Below are 18248 nucleotides of genomic sequence, written 5' to 3'. Positions count from 1 at the left end.
TCACGAATTAACTAAGACTAGTTTCTACCTGTTGCACTTCATTGAAGTAGTTCAGAATTTCTTCGGATGTTTCTACATCACAATACTTCATCCATAGATCCAGCAATGCTGCTTTATGGGATAATTCGATTCTGTCATACACGCAATCTTCTACTACTGCTACGTTAAAGTTGTGAGTCACAGCATCAACAGCAGTTGCACGGACACAGCCGCTTGTCGATCCACCAACAAGTATCAGTGAATCTATTCCCATCTTGATTAAATAACTAATGAAAGGAGTTCCGAAGAAAGCGCTTGCATAACTCTTGTCAATAACCAAATCATGATCATCCGGCGCCAGCTCCTTCACAATATCAGCCGCAGGATGCCCGTCTATATACTTCGTGTTGTCTCGCTTTGCTTTGGCTGCAAATGAATCAAAGTTTGATGTTTTCTTCTGTACATTTCTTGTATAGAATACCGGTATATTACTTTCCTTAGCCGCCCGTTTCAGCTGCTCGATTCTACGAATTGCCTTCCAGCCTGCTTCACCGCCGCCGCTTGGCCACTCATCAAGCTGCTCTGCAATCGGCTTGTCAGCACCGACATAATTTAACTGAACATCAATGATTACTAATAGAGGTTTTTTACCCAATCCCCGCTTTGCTCCATATCCACCCTTTTCAATTACCAGACGGTCATTTTCAGTAATGGCATCTTCCCAAATAGGTTTCATCAATTAACAATCCCCTTTATATCTAATATTTTATTCTATAATATGGAACTCGTTTCAACTACTGATGAAAACTTTACCTATGACTCAATCGGATGTCAATATGGTAATTTCACTTATTTCTATCCTATGGTTTTTTAAAATAGAGAAGTATCTTCATACTTTTATAACTTTCCAGTTTCATAATGCGGAACGCGTTTCGTTTATCTGATTTCTATATTAAAGACTGTTTTATAATAAGTCAACAACAAATTGTGCCTATTCTAAATTTATCAAATTCTATTCTTTATGGAGTTGACTTTCTCTTTACACGACTATATTATTAACTGAAACACAAATATAGAACGCGTTCCTCATTATGAAACGACATGAAGAGCTGCCTATTACATGAAAGAAAGGTGATTATTTTATGGAGCAAACACTTATAGAGAAGATTATATCCAACCATTCTTCACATCCCGTTATGGCAGGTGATATCGCGATTGTAGATGTAGATTTGGTAATGGCAACAGATACTACAGGGCCACTTACTATTAAAGCTTTTGAAAATATGGGCGGTACAGAAGTGTGGGCTCCTGAAAAAATGGTACTGGTGATCGACCATGCATCACCAGCTCCAAACGAAGGAATCGCCGTGCTTCATGACTTAATGAGGAAGTTTGCCAAAGAACAGAATATTAAACTTTATGATGTGGGTGATGGAATTTGTCATCAATTAATGATTGATCATGAACACGTAAAGCCAGGGCAGCTTGTGCTCGGGGCGGATTCACATACTTGTACGTATGGCGCTCTCGGTGCCTTCTCGACTGGAGTCGGTTCGACAGACTTAGCGGGTGCTATGTTAACTGGTCAAACATGGGTGAAGGTCCCCGAAACAATAAAAATTAATCTAACTGGAACACTTCCAGAAGGAGTCGTTGCCAAAGACCTCATTTTACATTTGGTCGGAAAATTAGGAATTCAAGGTGCGACCTATCAGGCAATTGAATTTACTGGGGAAGTCATTGAAAGAATGACCCTAGACAGTCGTATGGTTATGGCAAATATGGTCATCGAAATGGGCGCCAAGGCAGGGTTAGTAGACTTGAAGGGGCTGGATTTACCTTACGAGTTCGATATGCTTCAACCTGATAAAGACGCGAACTATATTCAGGTCCTGAATGTAGATGTCAGCAATTTAGAAATACAAGTCGCTGCGCCGCACTCTCCTGATAATATAAAAAACATCTCTGAAATTGGAGATGTTTCGATTCAACAGGCATTCATTGGAAGCTGCACGAATGGAAGATTAGAAGACTTGCACGCAGCTGCTGAAATTTTGAAGGGGAAAAAGATTCATCCGAATGTGCGCTTAATTATCGCACCTGCATCCAGGCAAGTTTTTCAGGATGCGTTATCTGATGGTACAGTTGAAATCTTATCCGCTGCCGGCGCATCCTTCCTGCCTTCTGGCTGCGGACCATGTGTAGGCACTCACCAAGGAATACCTGGAAATGGGGAAAACGTAGCTTCTTCTACCAACCGTAATTTTCAAGGTAGAATGGGTAACCGAAACTCGAACGTTTACTTGGGATCTCCCGCATTCGTTGCATCTGCAGCTTTGCACGGTAAAATTATCAACCATAATGAATGTAAGAAGGAGGCTATTGACTCGTTATGATACTTAAAGGAAAAGCACACGTATACGGAGACAATATTGACACAGATCGCATTATCCCTGGTAAATACACAAAAACTTTAGACATGCAGCAATTAGCCGATCATGTTCTTGAAGACGTGGATCCGGACTTTCATAAAATCGTCCAGCCCGGAGATATGATTGTTGCAGGTGAAAACTTCGGCTGCGGTTCTTCAAGAGAACAGGCTCCTTTAGCCATTAAGGCGGCTGGCGTCTCAGTTGTAATTGCACATTCATTCGCCCGTATATTCTTTCGAAATGCAATTAATATTGGTCTTCCGTTGATCGAATTAAGTTCTTATAATATCCAAACCGGATATGACTTGGAAGTCGATGTCACAAATGGAATCGTTAAAAACCTTTATAATAACGAGGACTATCAGGGAGCGAAGATGCCCGACGTTATGGTGAAGATCTTGAGTGAAAATGGTTTAGTTGAATACTTGAAGAAATATAAATCCTATTCTTAATAATCTTTAGTTTTTAAGAACTCAATATCCGATCACCATATTTTCTTCAGGTGAATGCGATTCGATCCATATGATTCGTTCGATATTGGCGGAAAGATAGTCTGATATAGAGCAAACAAAGGACAATTTCATTTCATAATATCAGGAAATAAGAAAGGCCCGTGCATATTAATAAAATGCATGGAGCCTTTCTTATTTTGCCATTTCTTATCCATTCTTCAACCTCTGCTTCATATAACTGCTGCCAGCCCGATTGATAGAAAGTTTTGGAAAGTACTAATGGTACCCGACTGTCTTCGAACGAATTCAAACATCGCCTAAATCTTTACTTTGCAAATCTCCTTTCGTCGCCGTCTGATAATCTTTCTTCAATTGAATCGTCACCGCACCGTCCATCTCCAAATACGCCCGCTGAATTTCATCCATCGAAAAAACTCCTTGTTTGCGCAGCGCATGTTCCAACTCACGTTTGTCGATGCGGTTCTTCCGCATGGTTTCCCTATCCGGCTGTCCGTCTTTGATCAGGAGTTCTCTTTCACCTGTAATGATGACCTCAATTTTGTCGGATTTATACATAAAATAATCAAACAGCATCTTAATCAGGCACCAGCCCAGCAGTGTCAGTAGCACGGTATACCACTTAACCTCCGTATCATACAGACCGTTCCCGACGATTTCCGAAAGCAAGATGCTCCAAATAAAATCGATCGATGTCAGGTTGGAAACTCCCTTCGCACCTGTCATCTTCATACAAAATACCAACGCTAAAAAACCACTGACCAATTTAAGTCCAATCAACCAGGCTTCCATGATATCTTCCCTCTCCGAAACTACTTTGTTTTACTTAGTTAGTTTCCCTTAATTCGGCAGGTTGAATCATGAAAATAACGGTAAATTAAGGATTCACATTATTTGTCGGTCTTCAAATGTTTGATTTGCTGACCCTATGAGCGAAACCTGCAGTTATGATCACCGACCTGTAAACGGGATGGCCTCACACCAAAAAAACCATGCAGGAAGTCATTAGAAAATACGCACACAGCCCTTATCTTTAATTAGCTAGAATATCATATACGTCTTACTCCTATAAAGTACAGTTGCCTGTATTTATTTAGTACTTTCAATCAATGAAAATAAAGCGCCGGCTCTTTAGAAGAGCTGACGCTTTATTTTTATGCTATCCGCCTTTTTGCAGCAGCAATTACTTATTCTTCTTTTTCATCGGGATATGAACATGACGCTCTTCCGCTACTTCAATCGCACGGGAATAGCCGGCATCTGCGTGACGGATGACCCCCATACCCGGATCTGAAACGAGTACGCGCTTAATCTTTTCAGCTGCCTCATCTGATCCATCAGCCACCAGTACCTGACCTGCATGGATGGAGTAGCCCATTCCAACACCGCCGCCGTGGTGCAGACTTACCCAGCTCGCTCCGCCGCTTGTATTCACAAGTGCATTCAGGATCGGCCAGTCAGCCACTGCATCACTGCCGTCTTTCATGGATTCTGTTTCACGGTTCGGCGACGCGACCGATCCGCTGTCTAAGTGGTCGCGGCCAAAGACGATCGGCGCACTAATTTCTCCGCTTGCCACCATTTCATTCACTTTGAGCGCGAATTTATGGCGCTCTCCGTATCCAAGCCAGCAAATACGTGCAGGAAGTCCCTGCCATGCCACCATTTCCTGCGCCATATCAATCCAGTTTGTCAGCACTTCGTTATTGCTGAACATTTCCTTCGCCAGCTTATCTGTCTTGTAGATGTCTTCCGGATCGCCTGACAGCGCCACCCAGCGGAACGGTCCGTTACCTTCACAGAACAATGGACGCAGATAAGCGGGGACGAATCCTGGGAAATCAAACGCATTCTCTACTCCTTGTTCTTTCGCATAATGACGGATATTATTTCCATAATCAAATGTTTCCGCTCCGGCTTTTTGCAGGGCTAGCATCGCTTCCACATGCTTCGCCATTGTCTCTAAAGACAATTTCTCATACTGATCCGGGTTTTCTTTGCGAAGCTTCAAAGCTTCTTCGTATGTCATGCCGTTCGGCACATAGCCGTTTCTCGGGTCATGCGCACTTGTCTGGTCCGTTACAATATCGGGAACAATTCCGCGGTCTGCAATTTCCTGATAGACATCTGCGCAGTTTCCGACAAGACCGATCGATCCCGGCTCGCCTCTATCCGTAAGTTCTTTCACTTTCGCCAATGCTTCATCTAGATCCTCATAGATAAAGTCACAGTAGCGTTCTTTAATTTTCCGCTCGATGCGATTTTTATCTACTTCCACGACCAGAATCACTGCTTTCGCCATCTTTCCTGCCAATGGCTGCGCGCCGCTCATTCCGCCCATACCGCCTGTTAAAATAAATTTCCCAGTCAGGTCCGGACTGCCGAATACTTTCTTTCCTGCTTCGACAAAGCTCAGATAGGTTCCCTGAAGAATTCCCTGTGCACCGATATAGATCCAGCTGCCCGCCGTCATCTGTCCATACATCATGAGTCCTTCTTTATCGAGTTTATTGAAGTTCTCCCAGTTTGCATATGCCGGCACTAAGTTGGAATTGGCGATGAGTACGCGCGGGGAATTTTCAAATGTCCGGAACTTGCCGACCGGCTTGCCTGATTGGATCAGCAACGTTTCATCGTTCTCCAATTCCTTCAGCTCTTCAATGATGGCATGATAGCTTTCCCAGTTGCGCGCAGCTTTTCCGATTCCGCCGTATACGACGAGCTCGTCCGGATTTTCTGCTACTTCCGGGTCTAGGTTATTCATGATCATCCGCATAGCGGCTTCCTGCGTCCAGCCTTTACAAGTCAATTCAGTTCCGCGCGGTGCACGGATATTTTTTAACGGTGTATTATTCAAATCAAACCACTCCTCTTATTTAGCTACATAGCTTGAAATAACCATTTTTTGAACTTGAGATGTTCCTTCGAAGATTTCCAGAATGCGCTGGTCACGGTACAGTCTTTCCACTTTGTATTCTTTCATATAGCCATAGCCGCCGTGAATTTGCACTGCTTTGTTGACTACACGGTTGGAAGCTTCTGATGTGATCAGTTTTGCGATAGAAGCTTCTTTAGACAGACGGTAACCTTTCTTATCTTTGAGGCTGGCAGAGTAGTAGGTGTACAGACGGCTGACAGCAACATCTGATTCCATTTCTGCCATCATCCATTGCAGTCCCTGATAGTTAGAGATTGATTTTCCAAATGCTTCACGCTCTTTTGCATAGTTGACAGTTTCGTCAAGCGCTGCCTGTGAAAGACCGACTGCCATAGCCGCAATTCCGATTCGTCCGCGGTCCACGACCGTCATGGCGATTTTGAAGCCGTCTCCTTCTTCGCCGACTAAATTTTCTTTCGGAATTCTGACGTTTTCGAAAATGACTTCATCTGTCTTCGCGCCGCGGATGCCCATTTTATCATCGCCTGCTCCGAATGACAGACCAGGCGTGCCTTTTTCAACGATGAACGCACTGATGCCTTTTGTCCCTTTAGATATATCTGTTTTCGCATAGACAACCAGAGTATCAGCATATGCACCGTTAGTAATGAAAATTTTGGAACCATTGATGACATACTCATCTCCATCAAGTTTTGCGTTCGTTTTCATTGATCCCACATCTGTTCCGCCGACCGGCTCTGTCAGACAAAAAGCGAATAATTTTTCGCCCTGGCATCCAGGCACCAAATATTTTTCTCTCTGTTCTTTATTGGAAGCAAGATATAAACCGTCAATTCCTAAGTAGTGTGCAGTCAGGATAGAACCTGTCGCCGCACAGCCGTATGTGATTTCCTCGACAGCGATTGCTTCAGCAATTGCATCTGCACCTACCCCGCCATCCTCTTCCGGGTAAGCAATGCCGAGAAGACCGAGTTCAGCCATTTTGGGAATATGCTCTTCAGGGAAACGGTTTTCGCGGTCGATTTCTTCGGCTTTTGGTGCGATTACTTCCTTTGTAAAGTTTCTAACCATGTCACGTATGCTTTTTTGCTCATCTGTTAAGTCGAAATTCATTATTCTTCACTCACTTTTCAGTAGTTTTTTTAATCATATTGTTATGCTCACCTAACGCAGGACTTGGTGATTTTATTTGCACAGGCGTCGCCGACAGTTTTACCGGGTTACCTGGAATTCTTGTTTTCCCTGCTACAGGATGCTCTACATCAAGCAACATTTCGCGTTCTTTTATATGATCAGATTCGCTGATTTCTGCAATATTTAAAATTGTGGAACAAGGGACGCCTGCCTGGCTGATTAAATCAACCGCTTCATCAGCTGTGTAGCCTGACAGCCATTCCTCAAGAATTACTTTAAGCTCCGCTTCGTTCTTTCCGCGCAGAATATCTGTTTTGAAACGCTCATCTTCCAATAACTCTTCCTTGCCCATTACACTGCATAGCTTTACGAATAAAGGTTCATTTGCTGTCGCAATCACGATACTGCCTTCTTTCGTTTCAAAGACATCGAACGGCGCGCTGATCGGGTGACGGCTTCCTATACGCTCAGGAATCACGCCTTCGGATGTATAGCGCATGACGTTGTGCTCGAGCAGAGAGAAAATCGTATCGACCATTGCAACGTCGATCGCCTGGCCAATACCCGTACGCTCGCGGTGGAATAATGCCACCATAATACCGTATGCCGCATAAAGCGCCGCACTCATATCACCAAGGGAAGCACCTGAGCGGGTCGGCGGATTGTCAGGATGACCTGTAATACTTGCGATTCCGCCCATCGCCTGAGCAACCAGATCGTATGCGGGACGCTTTTTCAGCGGCCCGTATTGTCCGAATCCGGAAATAGAGCAATAGATTAAACCTTCGTTGACTTCTTTCAGCGTCTCATAACCCAGTCCGAGATTTTCCATTACACCAGGACGGAAGTTTTCGACGATTACGTCAGCATCTTTAATGAGTTCCATTAAGCTCTCACGGTCATCAGGATCTTTCAAATTCATTTCGATACTCTTCTTGCCGCGGTTTAAAAACATGAAGTAACCGCTCTCTCCATTTTGGAAAGGGCCGAAATGACGCGTATCATCCCCCAGTTCAGGACGCTCAATTTTTATGACTTCAGCTCCCATATCGGAGAGCATCATCGTACAATAGGGGCCTGCCAGAACCCTCGAAAAGTCCAATACCTTTATTCCTTCTAATGGTTGATTCAATATTATCCGACCTCATTTCCAGCGCGTAATAAAAGCGCTTTCATTACCTTATTTCTACTTTATCAAAAGGTGGATTTTTTCACAGTAGAAAATTATACGATAAAGTACACTTATCTACTGTTGTTTTGTATACTTTTCAATCTTGGGTTTTCTGCAACAAAAAGAGTTATGCAATGAGTCACATTTAAAGGACTTTTTGCATAACTCTTCTTTTATTCAGTATTTAGTGGATAGCACACTGTTCCGATATGCAGTTGGCGTCATGTCTACATGATTTTTAAATACCCTGCTGAAATACTGTGAGGAACTGTAACCAACAGATTCAGCGACCTCATAAATTGTCATATTCAAGTCTTCTAATAGATGCTTGGCTTTCTTCATCCGTCGTTCGGTCAGATAGTAGCTGAATGAACTGCCAGTCGTCTGTTTAAAAATGGCACTGACGTAGTTCGGGCTTAATTCCACTTGCGCCGCCACTGTTTCAAGTCCAATATCTTCGTGATAATGATCTTCAATGAATTGCAGGATTCCCTTTACTGACTTCAAGGACTGTTCATTATGTCCTTCGTCGACTTGCTCGCTATATTCCGTAATGATGGTCTTTACGCAAGCATCAATTTCAGCAAGTGTTTCTAATTCATGTAATTCTTTTGCATGCTTAATTTGCAGCGGCATCATATTTTTCGGACTGGCTCCATTTTGAATTGCGGATTTTGACAGCGAAAACAACAGGTCTAGAACTTGCAGACGGAATTCCTCCGGTTCAATATGAACATGAGACGCAATCGAACAATAAACATCTTCCCACTGCTGACGAACGCCATCCAGATCGCCCAATGAAAATTTCTCCGTTATCGATTGAATTTGCATTTTGTAGTCATAGTATTCCGTTGTCTCAAAGTAATCCAGGTCTTCTATATGAATAATCGAATTCTCGGTTGAAAATAGACGGTATGCCTGTGCTTGCTTACTCTCTTGATAAGAAAGATGCAAATTACGCGCATCTTCAAAGTAATTGCCTATACCAATAGTGACGGTATAATCTGTTTTCCGATTAATTTCTGCACGGATTTTTTCTGCATACTCAATCGAGAGTGCTTTATAATTCGCTTCGTCTACCTGCACAGGCAGCGCAAGCAGAATCGCATACTTCTCTTCCGTCACGAGTACTTTCAACGATTCATAATGTAAATGAGTTTCGCGGATTGCCTGGAGCACTTCTTCTCTCAGCGCATTCTTCCACAGTTCGCCTTTATTTTCCACCAGCCAAGAAAAGTGGTCAATACTTAAGAGAAGAACGGTATTTGGGATGAGAGACAGCTCTGCCAGTTTACTGCGCTCCCAAATCTCTTTCGCATTTTTACTATTGCCGTACAGCAGATCGTACGCGAGACATTCCCGTATAGACCGCAGCATATAAGCCGTATCTCTTTTCTTTTGTCTTCTCTCTCTCTTCAGGTCAGCCCCCGCTTTCATTAGAACCGGCAGCAATTTTTCGGGATCAGCACAAGTTTCTAAGGTATCCAGACAGTCATAAGCGCCGGCTTTTATCAATTGTTTCATTTCATTAAATGAAAAGGTGTCCTTCAGAAATATGATTTTCAGCTGTACGTTTTCCTGCAGTATAGAGGTAAATGTCCCTCTATACTCCACCTCTTCATCCAATGAAATATCGGCAATCAGTAAATCCAGGGCGCGAATCATCTCTGCTTCTTTCAGGCTCGGGATCCATATCACCTGAAATCCCTCTTGTGCTGATAAAATCTGAAATAAAGCTTCATGATGATAGACCCCTACAGTGATCATCGTGTAATCACCCCTTTTTCATCTTAATTTTATCGAGTGCCGTCTGTGCCTCTTCGTATCCAGCATCTGCATGCCTGATTATGCTCATGCCTGGGTCCACGACTAATACCTTTTTCAAACGGTCGGACGCGTCTTCACTGCCATCCGCTATGACCGTCATGCCCGAGTGAACAGAGTTTCCGATCCCGACGCCCCCGCCATTTTGAATACTGACCATCGAAGCACCTGCACTGGCATTTAACATGGCGTTTAAAATAGGCCAGTCTGCCACTGTATCACTGCCATCCATCATATTTTCTGTCTCTCTGAACGGCGCCGCCATTGTGCTGCCTTCGGAATGATCGCGCGTAATCGCAACGGGTGCAGACAGCTCGCCGGAACGCACCATTTCATTGATGATGACACCCACCCGCTCCCGTTCTTCATAATCAAGCCAGCAAGTGCGGGCCGGCAAGCCGTAGAAATAAATCTTTTCCTGCACATATTGAATCCAGCGCGACACCCTATGATCATGCGCAAACTCTTCCAAGATCATGTCGTCAATTTTATAGATATCATTCGGATCACCCGACAGCGCAATCCAACGGCAAGGCCCCCGTCCCTCACAGTAGTGGGAGCGCAAGTATTCGGAAGCAAAGCCCGGAAATTCAAAAGCCCGTTCGTACCCCGCTTCATATGCTTGTTTCCGCAAATTATTTCCATATTCAAAAACGATGGCTCCACGTTCTTTAAACGTTACCATCGCCCGAACGTGAGGAATCAGCGAATCCTTCACCAACTTCAAATAGTGATCCAGATTTTTCTTGCGAAGCGCTTTCGACTGTTCCATATCCAGACCGCTCGGAATATAGCCCACCTGAAGATCATGCACAGAAGTCTGATCGGTTACGATATCCGGAATAAAATCCAGTTTCAGTGCTTCCCGATAGCGGTCCGCCACATTGCCGGACAGTGCAATCGCCAATGGCTTCTTCGCTTTTGCCGCTTGCTGCGCTAGCCGGATCGCTTCTTCTAAGGAATCCACTTTAATATCACAGTAATTATTTTTCAGACGCTGATTGATTTTATCTTCAGAAATTTCTACGACAATACATACTCCGCCGTGCATTGTGACAGACAGCGGCTGGGCTGCACTCATCCCACCAAGTCCTGACGTCAGCACGATTCTGCCCTGCAAGGTGTCGTCAAAATGCCTCTTGGCAATTTCACCCATTGTTTCAAATGTTCCTTGCAGCACTCCCTGGACGCCAATGTATGCCCAGGATGCAGCAGTTGATTGACCGTACATCGTCAGACCTTTTTCATTCAATTTGTCAAATGCTTTGTCTGTTGACCAATGAGGAACCAATACCGAGGAAGCATTGACGATTCGCGGAGAATGAGGAAAGGACGGAAACTTTCCTACCGGCTTGCCTGATTGAATAAGCAAGGTTTCAGTCGGCGACAGTTGTTTCAGTTCACGAATGATCGCTTCTACTGATTCATGATTTCTGGCCGCTTTTCCTCTGCCGCCATATACAATTAGGTCTTTGCTGCTTTCAGCAACGCGCGGATCCAGGCTGTTTAAAAACAGACGCAGCAATCCTTCAATCTCCCAATTTTTACAGCTGATTTCCGTACCTGTCGGAGAAATTAATACGTTTGGCATCTGTAGAACTCCTTTGTCATTCTCTATTTTCATTAGTATATTATAGCTTTTTACCGAGCAGTGAAGTTACTATAACTAATTCCACACTCAGTGCAATATGACATACTTTCTCTATACCAGCAAAGGCGCAATTGCGGGGTCGGCCGTTGCCATGAGACAACTGGCGTGGTCTTCCCCAGCTGGCTCATGGCGTAAGGCAATCTCCAAGCCCCGAAGCGAGTTTAAACTGCAAACACATACTACGTTTAAACCACCCGCAAGGTCGAGATACGGAACCCGTACGAACTAAATTCATACAAAAAAGAACTGCAGCATGAGATAACTTAATCATACAACGAACATGTGCTGAAATCGCTTCTTTTGGATGTGCTATACTGATGGGAAGAATAATTGCAAAGCGGAGGGTTGTCAGATGGATCATCGTTCATTAGTTTATTTCACGACGCTTATCGAAGAAGGAAGCTTTACCCAGGCAGCGAAGGCACTTTTCATCTCGCAGCCGTCTTTAAGCTCTGCCATTAAAAAGTTTGAAGACACAGTCGGACTTAAATTGATTGACCGGAGTACGAGAAATATCTCTTTGACAAAAGAAGGAGAGATTATGTATGAAGAAGCGAAAAAATTACTCAGCCACTTTAATTACTTTCAAAAAGAAGCCATCCGTCTAAAAGAAGACGGACCGCTTGAGCTGCATATCGGCTTAATCGAATCTGTACGATTTTGGCTGCCAAAGCTGCTCGCCTCCTATAGCACGATTCATCCGGATATTCATATCAAATTACTTGAAGTGCTGGGATTCGCTCAAGTGGAAGCTGCCTTGAAAAATTATCAGATTCACCTGGCGATTACTAATCAGCTTTTTGAAAGCGAAGAAATCGAAATGAGCCCGATCTATACAGAGAGACTGGTCGCTTTATTACCCCAAGGACATCCTCTTCAGCATACGGAACATCTCTCCATTAGTGATCTAAAGGGCGAGGAATTCATTATCTGCAAAGAGGGATTCCAGACACGCAACGATATTCTGAATGAATTCCGGAAGTCCGGTATTAAACCTACTATTCATTTTGAGATTGAGCGGTTCGAAACAGCATGCGCCTTAGTAGAAGAAGGTCTCGGCATCACGATTGTTCCAGAGAACTATCTGCGGAAACCAGACCATCCTTCACTGACGGTAAAGAAACTGACCAACAGCAATCTTTCACGGACTGTCTATATTGCTTATATGAAAAACCGCTATCTGCCGCCGGTCATAGAAGAGTTCATTGAAACGACAAAAGAGTTTTTCAAAGATATTTCCTGATCAGCTTGTGCGTTCAGGCATCACATTCTGAACAAATTCTGGTGTTTCGCCCCGGATTGCACGGATGACATTCAAACTGGTACGAGATCGAAGTTCGTACTCGGATTCTTCAGATACATAAGAAGAATGCGGTGTAACAAACACTTCTTCCATATGAAGAAGCTCCTGATCTCTGCCAGGCGGTTCTTCCGTCAATACATCAAGACCCGCACCCGCAAGATGACCTTCTTTCATCACTTTCACCAATGCGTCTTCCTGGATAATCGCCCCTCGGCACGTATTAATGAGGATGGAGCCTTCTTTCAATCGTTTTAATCTGTCGTAATTAAGCAATCCTTCCGTTTCATCAGTCAGCGGAACGTGCAGGCTCAAAATATCCGATCTCTCCAGCAGTTCATCGAGCGTTACGGACTCCACGCTATATTCAGTAAACGCCTCTTTCGGCACAAACTCATCGTGCGCAATTACGTTTACACCAAACACTTGGAATTTCCTAGCCACTTCTTTAGCGATGCGGCCAAAGCCGAGCAGTCCGACTGTTCTTCCCTTAAGCCGTTTGATCGGCAGTGTATCAAGCGGATTCCAGGCAAAACTTTTCACTTGCTCGTTATAGGCACGCAGTCTCCTCGCTACAGACAATGACAAGGCAATGGTATGGTCGGACACTTCGCCGATACAGTAATCCGCCATATTCGTTACGTATATTCCTTTATCGCAGGCAGCGTCCAAATCAATATGATTAAAGCCTACTCCAGAAGCAGCAATGATTTTACAGTTCTCCAGTTCAGAGATAATATCTGCGCCGCATGGAAAACCGATTTGCGCTACAATACCGTCCGCATATTTTCCAAACGTTTCAAAATCCTCTTTTACAGTGTCACTTCTCGTCACTTTATATTCAATATCGTAATCGTCGTAAATCTCCTTCTCCACATCATGCGTAAACCATTCATCATCTAAAATCCATACCTTCTGCTTTGTCATAGTCCAACATCACTCCTTCTCATTTTGATGTAAAATTCCCACCAGAAGTTCATTTTGCTCCTTAGTTCCAATTGAAATGCGGACATATTCATTCAAGCCCCATGGCGTGCATGGACGAATAATCAGCCCTTTTTCCAGCAGCTTATTAAATAATGCCTGTGCATCGGACTTGATGTGAACAAACAGGAAATTCGTGTAGGACGGAAACACTTCAAATCCTAGCTTTGTAAATTCCTCCGTCAGATACTTCTTGCCTTCTTCGTTCATTTGATAATGTTCTTCCGTAAAATCATTGTCATCCAGCGTAGCTGACGCCGCTTCTATCGCTACCCGGTTCACAGCAAACGGCTCACGCAGACGCAATACAGGTTCGAGCAGTTCTTCCGACGCAACAGCATAGCCTACACGCAAGCCTGCCAAGCTGTAGAATTTCGAGAACGTACGGATGGTAATGATCGGATGTCCGGCCTTGAAGTAGTCAATTCCCGTCTTATACGGTTTCTCACGGACATATTCGATATACGCTTCATCGAGCACAACTGTTACATGGTCAGGAATTTCTTGTATGAATTTCTCCAATGAAGAATCCTCCACAATTGTGCCGGTAGGATTATTCGGATTACAGACAAATACAAGTTTTGTCTTATCCGTAATCTTCGCTTTCATCGCATCCAAATCAAACTGCCAATCCTTTGTAAGCGGCACTTCCACAGGAATTCCGCCCATCAGAAGTGTAGACGAACGGTAAGCGGGGAAAGTAGGGCTTCCGTAAACTACTTCATCTCCTTCATCAATGTACGCACTGACCACCAATGAAATAATATTATCTGCACCGTTGCCTGTGATAACTTGTTCAGGCTGCACTTCATACATCTCTGCCAGACGCTCACGCAGTTTTGTCGCAGATGCATCCGGATACAAATGCACTTCCTCAATTGCCTGCTTCATCGCTGCTTTTGCTTTGGGGGAAGGACCGAGCGGATTTTCGTTCGACGCAAGACGGTGCACTTCCTCCAGCTGCAGCTCCTTCTTTACTGCTTCAATCGATTTGCCCGGTATATATGGTGCGATATCTTTTACACTGGTTCTCCAATTCATTTGAAATACAGCTCCTGTCTTCTATGATGTAATTATTTCGCCAATCCCGGCAAGAATGTAGAAAGTGACGGAATCGCAATTATGATAACAATAATGATCAGCATCGCAACGATAAACGGAACAAGCGCACGGCTGATTCGTTCAATTGAAACTTTACTGATATGCGAAGCAACGAATAAGTTTACTCCAAGCGGAGGTGTAACATAACCAACAGCCAGGTTACAGACCATGATGACGCCGAAGTGAATCGGATCAATGCCTACCGCTACCGCCACCGGCAGCAAAATAGGTGTCAGAATAACCACTGCAGAAATCGTGTCAATAAACATTCCTACTACAAACAAGAACGCACTGACCAGCAGCATCGTAATAATCATATTTTCAGAAATTCCTGTGATGAAATGCGCAATCGTCGCCGGAATCCGTTCGATACTGAGCAAATATGCGAAGGAAATAGAGAAACTGATGATGATGATTACCGGTATATTCAACAGGGTTGCTTCTAAAAATACACTGTAGAGACTCTTTAATGTCAGTTCTTTATAGACAAACAATCCGATAAACAATGCATACATACAGGCAACTGCCGCAGATTCTGTCGGAGAGAATAGCCCGCTGTATATACCGCCTAGTATGACTACCGGAATCAGCAATGCCCATTTCGCATAGTTGATTGCCTTCAGCACTTCCTTGAATGTCGGGAATTTACCTTCAGTAGGAAAATCACGCTTTTTCGCTGTCCGATACGAAACGAACATTAACGCCAGCCCGACGAGTATCCCTGGTATAATTCCTGCTAAAAACAGTGCGCCGATGGATACGCCGCCCACAATCCCAAACATGATAAAAGGAATACTCGGCGGTAAAATAACTCCAATGGAGCCGGCAGTGGCAGTAACGGCAGCAGCAAACGGCTTGTCATATCCTTTTTTCGCCATATTGGGAATCATGAATGAACCGATCGCTGCAACCGTCGCAGGACCTGAACCAGAGATTGCTGCAAAGAACATACTGGCAAGAACCGTACCGATGGCTAGACCGCCCGTTAAGTATCCGACAAGAACGCCTGCCAAGTGCAGAAGACGTTTTGAAACTCCGCCTGAACTCATCAACACACCTGCCAGGATAAACAGTGGAATCGACAGTAATGAAAACGAATCAAGAGAAGTGAAGGCCTGCTGCACAATGGAACCGAGCGGCAGATCTGTTGCAAAAACCATTGTGAACAATGCTGATGCGCCAAGAGATATCGCGATAGGAACGCCGATAAGCATAAGAGCAAAGAAACTGATAAATAATACAGCTATTGTCATTGTTCCACCCCCTCAATCTCTTCTTCGAGCAGTTCTCCTTTTATAATCCCTCTGAATTGCTGGATAAGTCTAAGCGCCATGAAAAAAGCTCCAAGAGGGATTACAGAATATGGAATCGCCATTAAAATTCCACTTGAAGGGGCTTTTTGGCCGGTCTCTATTAGCTGCAAAATAAAAAACGTACCCTTATAAGTAATAAACGCCATAAAGGCGAAAAATAAAAATGTAGATAATAAATCTAAAACTTTTTTAAATTTATCATTCATTAAATCCCTCAAAAAAGTTACCCGGATATGTCCGCCCATTTTAATGGCTAAACTGGAACCAATCCACACTTGTGCAACGTGGACATACCGCGCAAATTCTTCTCCCCATACAATACCGCTGCCGAAAAAGTAACGGAAAAGAGCCTGGGAAAAAATCATCAGCAAAATGGCTGCCATCGTCGTAACCAAGAATATTTCTTCAAACTTTTCAATAAAGCGTAAAAACTTCTTCAATGTTTACCATCTCCACTCATTCAATATCCAGCGTGGTGTTTTCATTCGTCTATCCTATCTGCCCTGGAAACGTGTTTGCGCCTGGCACAGTAAATCATTTCGTTAACCGAAGAAAGCGAGAAAAATTTCACCCGGCCATCATCAAAATGTATGATAACCGGGAAGAAATTGTCTGACTATACTATTATTCTCTAATTAATTCCATCAAATCATGACCGATTTCTTTTTCGTACTTATCATATACCGGCTTTAACTTTTCAATGATTTCCTGTTTTGTTTCTTCAGGCAGCGTATTTACTTTCAGCGTTTCTCCCAAAAGCTCCATTGCTTTCGCATCGTACTCAACAGATACTTCTCGTTCGTGCTTCGTAAATGCTTCGCCTGCTTCATCGACTACCTTTTGAAGATCTTCAGGAAGTGAATCATAGAACGCTTTGTTCATTACAAGTGCTTCTGCAGTAAATGAGTGATTCATGATTGTCATATAATCTTGAACTTCATACACTTTTGAGCTCTCGATCAACTGACCTGTCGTCTGCATGCCGTCAAAGATATTTTGCTGAAGAGCCGAATACAATTCACCGAATGCATATGGCTGAGGGTTTGCCCCAAGCTCCTTCAGGCTGTCCAAGTGAATGTTGTTTTCCATAGTACGCAGCTTCATTCCTTTGAAATCTTCAATTGTTTCGATTGGTTTTACGTTGTTCGTCATCTGTGTCATTCCTGCACTGCCCCAGCCTAAACCTTTCAGCTGATTCTCTTCCAGCTTTGCATTCAAGATATCTCCAAGCTCGCCATCCAGTTTGCCGTTTGCATCATCTACGTCATCAAATACGAACAGGAAGTCGAGCGCCATAAATTCTTTAACGAAGTTCGTCAATGGTGCAGTCGCGGGGCTTACAGCCTGAATATTTCCTGCCTGAACTGCTTCGATTGCTTCTCGTTCAGAAGCATAAAGTTCACCATTTGAAAACACCTCAACCTGCAGTCTGCCATCTGACTTATCTTCTGCCACTTCTTTAAATTCCATCAAGCCTTTGTGCAGTGCTGAATCTTCCTCTACTGAGTTTGAAATCGTTATTTTATATTTCTTGTCTGAAGAACCGGCATCCGCCTTCTCACTATCACTGCCGCAACCTGCTGCTATCAGTGCCAGCGACATCGCCGCACCCATCATCATTTTCTTCCACATATTATTGCCCCCTTTTTATTTATAAAAATAGTTAGTCTAATAATCTGCTAAACTAGTGTTAATCAATTCTGTTATTATAAGGAAATTTAACCGCTTACATTTCACCATTTAATTTCAGGTAAGGTAATATAAGGTAACAATGCGCGATAATAATTCAAGAGCCTCCTTTACAGTGATTGTTGTTGTAAAAACTTTCATACTTTTCTATTACCTTACCGCAAGTATATTTTAATCGTCTAACTATTACCAATCGCTTTTTTGTATATAGTTATAGCTTTTGGCTATTTATCAGAATACGTTATTAGACTTTATTAAGAAAGTTCTTCATTATGAAAGTCAGGTTTATGTATTTCTATAA

At 43.5% G+C, this 18248-nt stretch carries 15 protein-coding genes; 3 read left to right on the top strand and 12 right to left on the bottom strand.

Annotated features, from left to right (window positions below; translation table 11 throughout):
- Window positions 1–7 precede the first annotated feature (7 nt).
- Entirely contained in the window at window positions 8–715 is a 708-nt protein-coding gene (locus GDZ68_RS13655; RefSeq protein WP_228551116.1) for an isochorismatase family protein, read from the bottom strand.
- A gap of 406 nt (window positions 716–1121) precedes the next feature.
- Between GDZ68_RS13655 and GDZ68_RS13650 the strand changes: the two genes are divergently transcribed.
- Complete coding sequence (locus GDZ68_RS13650) at window positions 1122–2375, top strand: 3-isopropylmalate dehydratase large subunit (protein WP_153722864.1); 1254 nt, start codon at window positions 1122–1124, stop codon at window positions 2373–2375.
- Entirely contained in the window at window positions 2372–2863 is a 492-nt protein-coding gene (locus GDZ68_RS13645) for a 3-isopropylmalate dehydratase small subunit (protein ID WP_153722863.1), read from the top strand. Before GDZ68_RS13650 ends, GDZ68_RS13645 begins: the two co-directional genes overlap by 4 nt.
- 306 nt (window positions 2864–3169) lie before the next feature.
- On the opposite strand, the gene GDZ68_RS13640 is transcribed toward GDZ68_RS13645, so the two are convergent.
- From GDZ68_RS13640 to hutU (GDZ68_RS13615), 6 genes are all read right to left on the bottom strand, one after another.
- A complete protein-coding gene (locus GDZ68_RS13640; RefSeq protein WP_153722862.1) occupies window positions 3170–3673 on the bottom strand; it encodes a DUF421 domain-containing protein in 504 nt (167 codons plus the stop codon).
- A gap of 391 nt (window positions 3674–4064) precedes the next feature.
- Window positions 4065–5738: a urocanate hydratase gene (gene hutU / locus GDZ68_RS13635; protein WP_153722861.1), complete on the bottom strand. Its 1674-nt coding sequence runs from the start codon at window positions 5736–5738 to the stop codon at window positions 4065–4067.
- A 15-nt stretch (window positions 5739–5753) separates the two neighbouring features.
- Window positions 5754–6893 carry an acyl-CoA dehydrogenase family protein gene (locus GDZ68_RS13630; protein WP_153722860.1) on the bottom strand — a complete coding sequence of 380 codons (1140 nt, stop codon included), beginning with the start codon at window positions 6891–6893 and terminating at the stop codon, window positions 5754–5756.
- A gap of 10 nt (window positions 6894–6903) precedes the next feature.
- A complete protein-coding gene (locus tag GDZ68_RS13625) occupies window positions 6904–8046 on the bottom strand; it encodes a CaiB/BaiF CoA transferase family protein (protein ID WP_153722859.1) in 1143 nt (380 codons plus the stop codon).
- 216 nt (window positions 8047–8262) lie between these two features.
- Window positions 8263–9852 (bottom strand): helix-turn-helix domain-containing protein, encoded by a 1590-nt coding sequence (locus tag GDZ68_RS13620; protein ID WP_153722858.1) that lies wholly within the window; start codon window positions 9850–9852, stop codon window positions 8263–8265.
- Window positions 9853–9859: 7 nt separating this feature from the next.
- Window positions 9860–11500 (bottom strand): urocanate hydratase, encoded by a 1641-nt coding sequence (gene hutU / locus GDZ68_RS13615; RefSeq protein ID WP_153722857.1) that lies wholly within the window; start codon window positions 11498–11500, stop codon window positions 9860–9862.
- A gap of 412 nt (window positions 11501–11912) precedes the next feature.
- On the opposite strand from hutU (GDZ68_RS13615), the gene GDZ68_RS13610 reads away from it, so the two are divergent.
- Window positions 11913–12803: a LysR family transcriptional regulator gene (locus GDZ68_RS13610; RefSeq protein WP_153722856.1), complete on the top strand. Its 891-nt coding sequence runs from the start codon at window positions 11913–11915 to the stop codon at window positions 12801–12803.
- Here the strand turns inward: GDZ68_RS13610 and GDZ68_RS13605 are convergent, their stop codons facing one another.
- The 5 genes from GDZ68_RS13605 to GDZ68_RS13585 all read right to left on the bottom strand — a co-directional run bounded on the left by GDZ68_RS13605 (window position 12804) and on the right by GDZ68_RS13585 (window position 17890).
- Window positions 12804–13787, bottom strand: a complete 984-nt coding sequence (locus GDZ68_RS13605) for a C-terminal binding protein (RefSeq protein ID WP_153722855.1) — start codon at window positions 13785–13787, stop codon at window positions 12804–12806.
- Between the two features lie 9 nt (window positions 13788–13796).
- Window positions 13797–14885: a histidinol-phosphate transaminase gene (hisC, locus tag GDZ68_RS13600; protein ID WP_153722854.1), complete on the bottom strand. Its 1089-nt coding sequence runs from the start codon at window positions 14883–14885 to the stop codon at window positions 13797–13799.
- A 32-nt stretch (window positions 14886–14917) separates the two neighbouring features.
- Complete coding sequence (locus GDZ68_RS13595; RefSeq protein WP_153722853.1) at window positions 14918–16198, bottom strand: TRAP transporter large permease; 1281 nt, start codon at window positions 16196–16198, stop codon at window positions 14918–14920.
- Complete coding sequence (locus tag GDZ68_RS13590) at window positions 16195–16698, bottom strand: TRAP transporter small permease (protein WP_153722852.1); 504 nt, start codon at window positions 16696–16698, stop codon at window positions 16195–16197. Before GDZ68_RS13590 ends, GDZ68_RS13595 begins: the two co-directional genes overlap by 4 nt.
- A gap of 184 nt (window positions 16699–16882) precedes the next feature.
- A complete protein-coding gene (locus GDZ68_RS13585) occupies window positions 16883–17890 on the bottom strand; it encodes a TRAP transporter substrate-binding protein (RefSeq protein ID WP_153722851.1) in 1008 nt (335 codons plus the stop codon).
- Window positions 17891–18248: the final 358 nt, after the last annotated feature.

The sequence above is a fragment of the Sporosarcina cascadiensis genome, from assembly GCF_009650995.1.
Classification (GTDB): Bacteria; Bacillota; Bacilli; order Bacillales_A; family Planococcaceae; genus Sporosarcina; species Sporosarcina cascadiensis.
The sequence above is the reverse complement of the archived record's forward strand: the minus strand, read 5'-3'. Positions and strand labels throughout refer to the sequence as shown.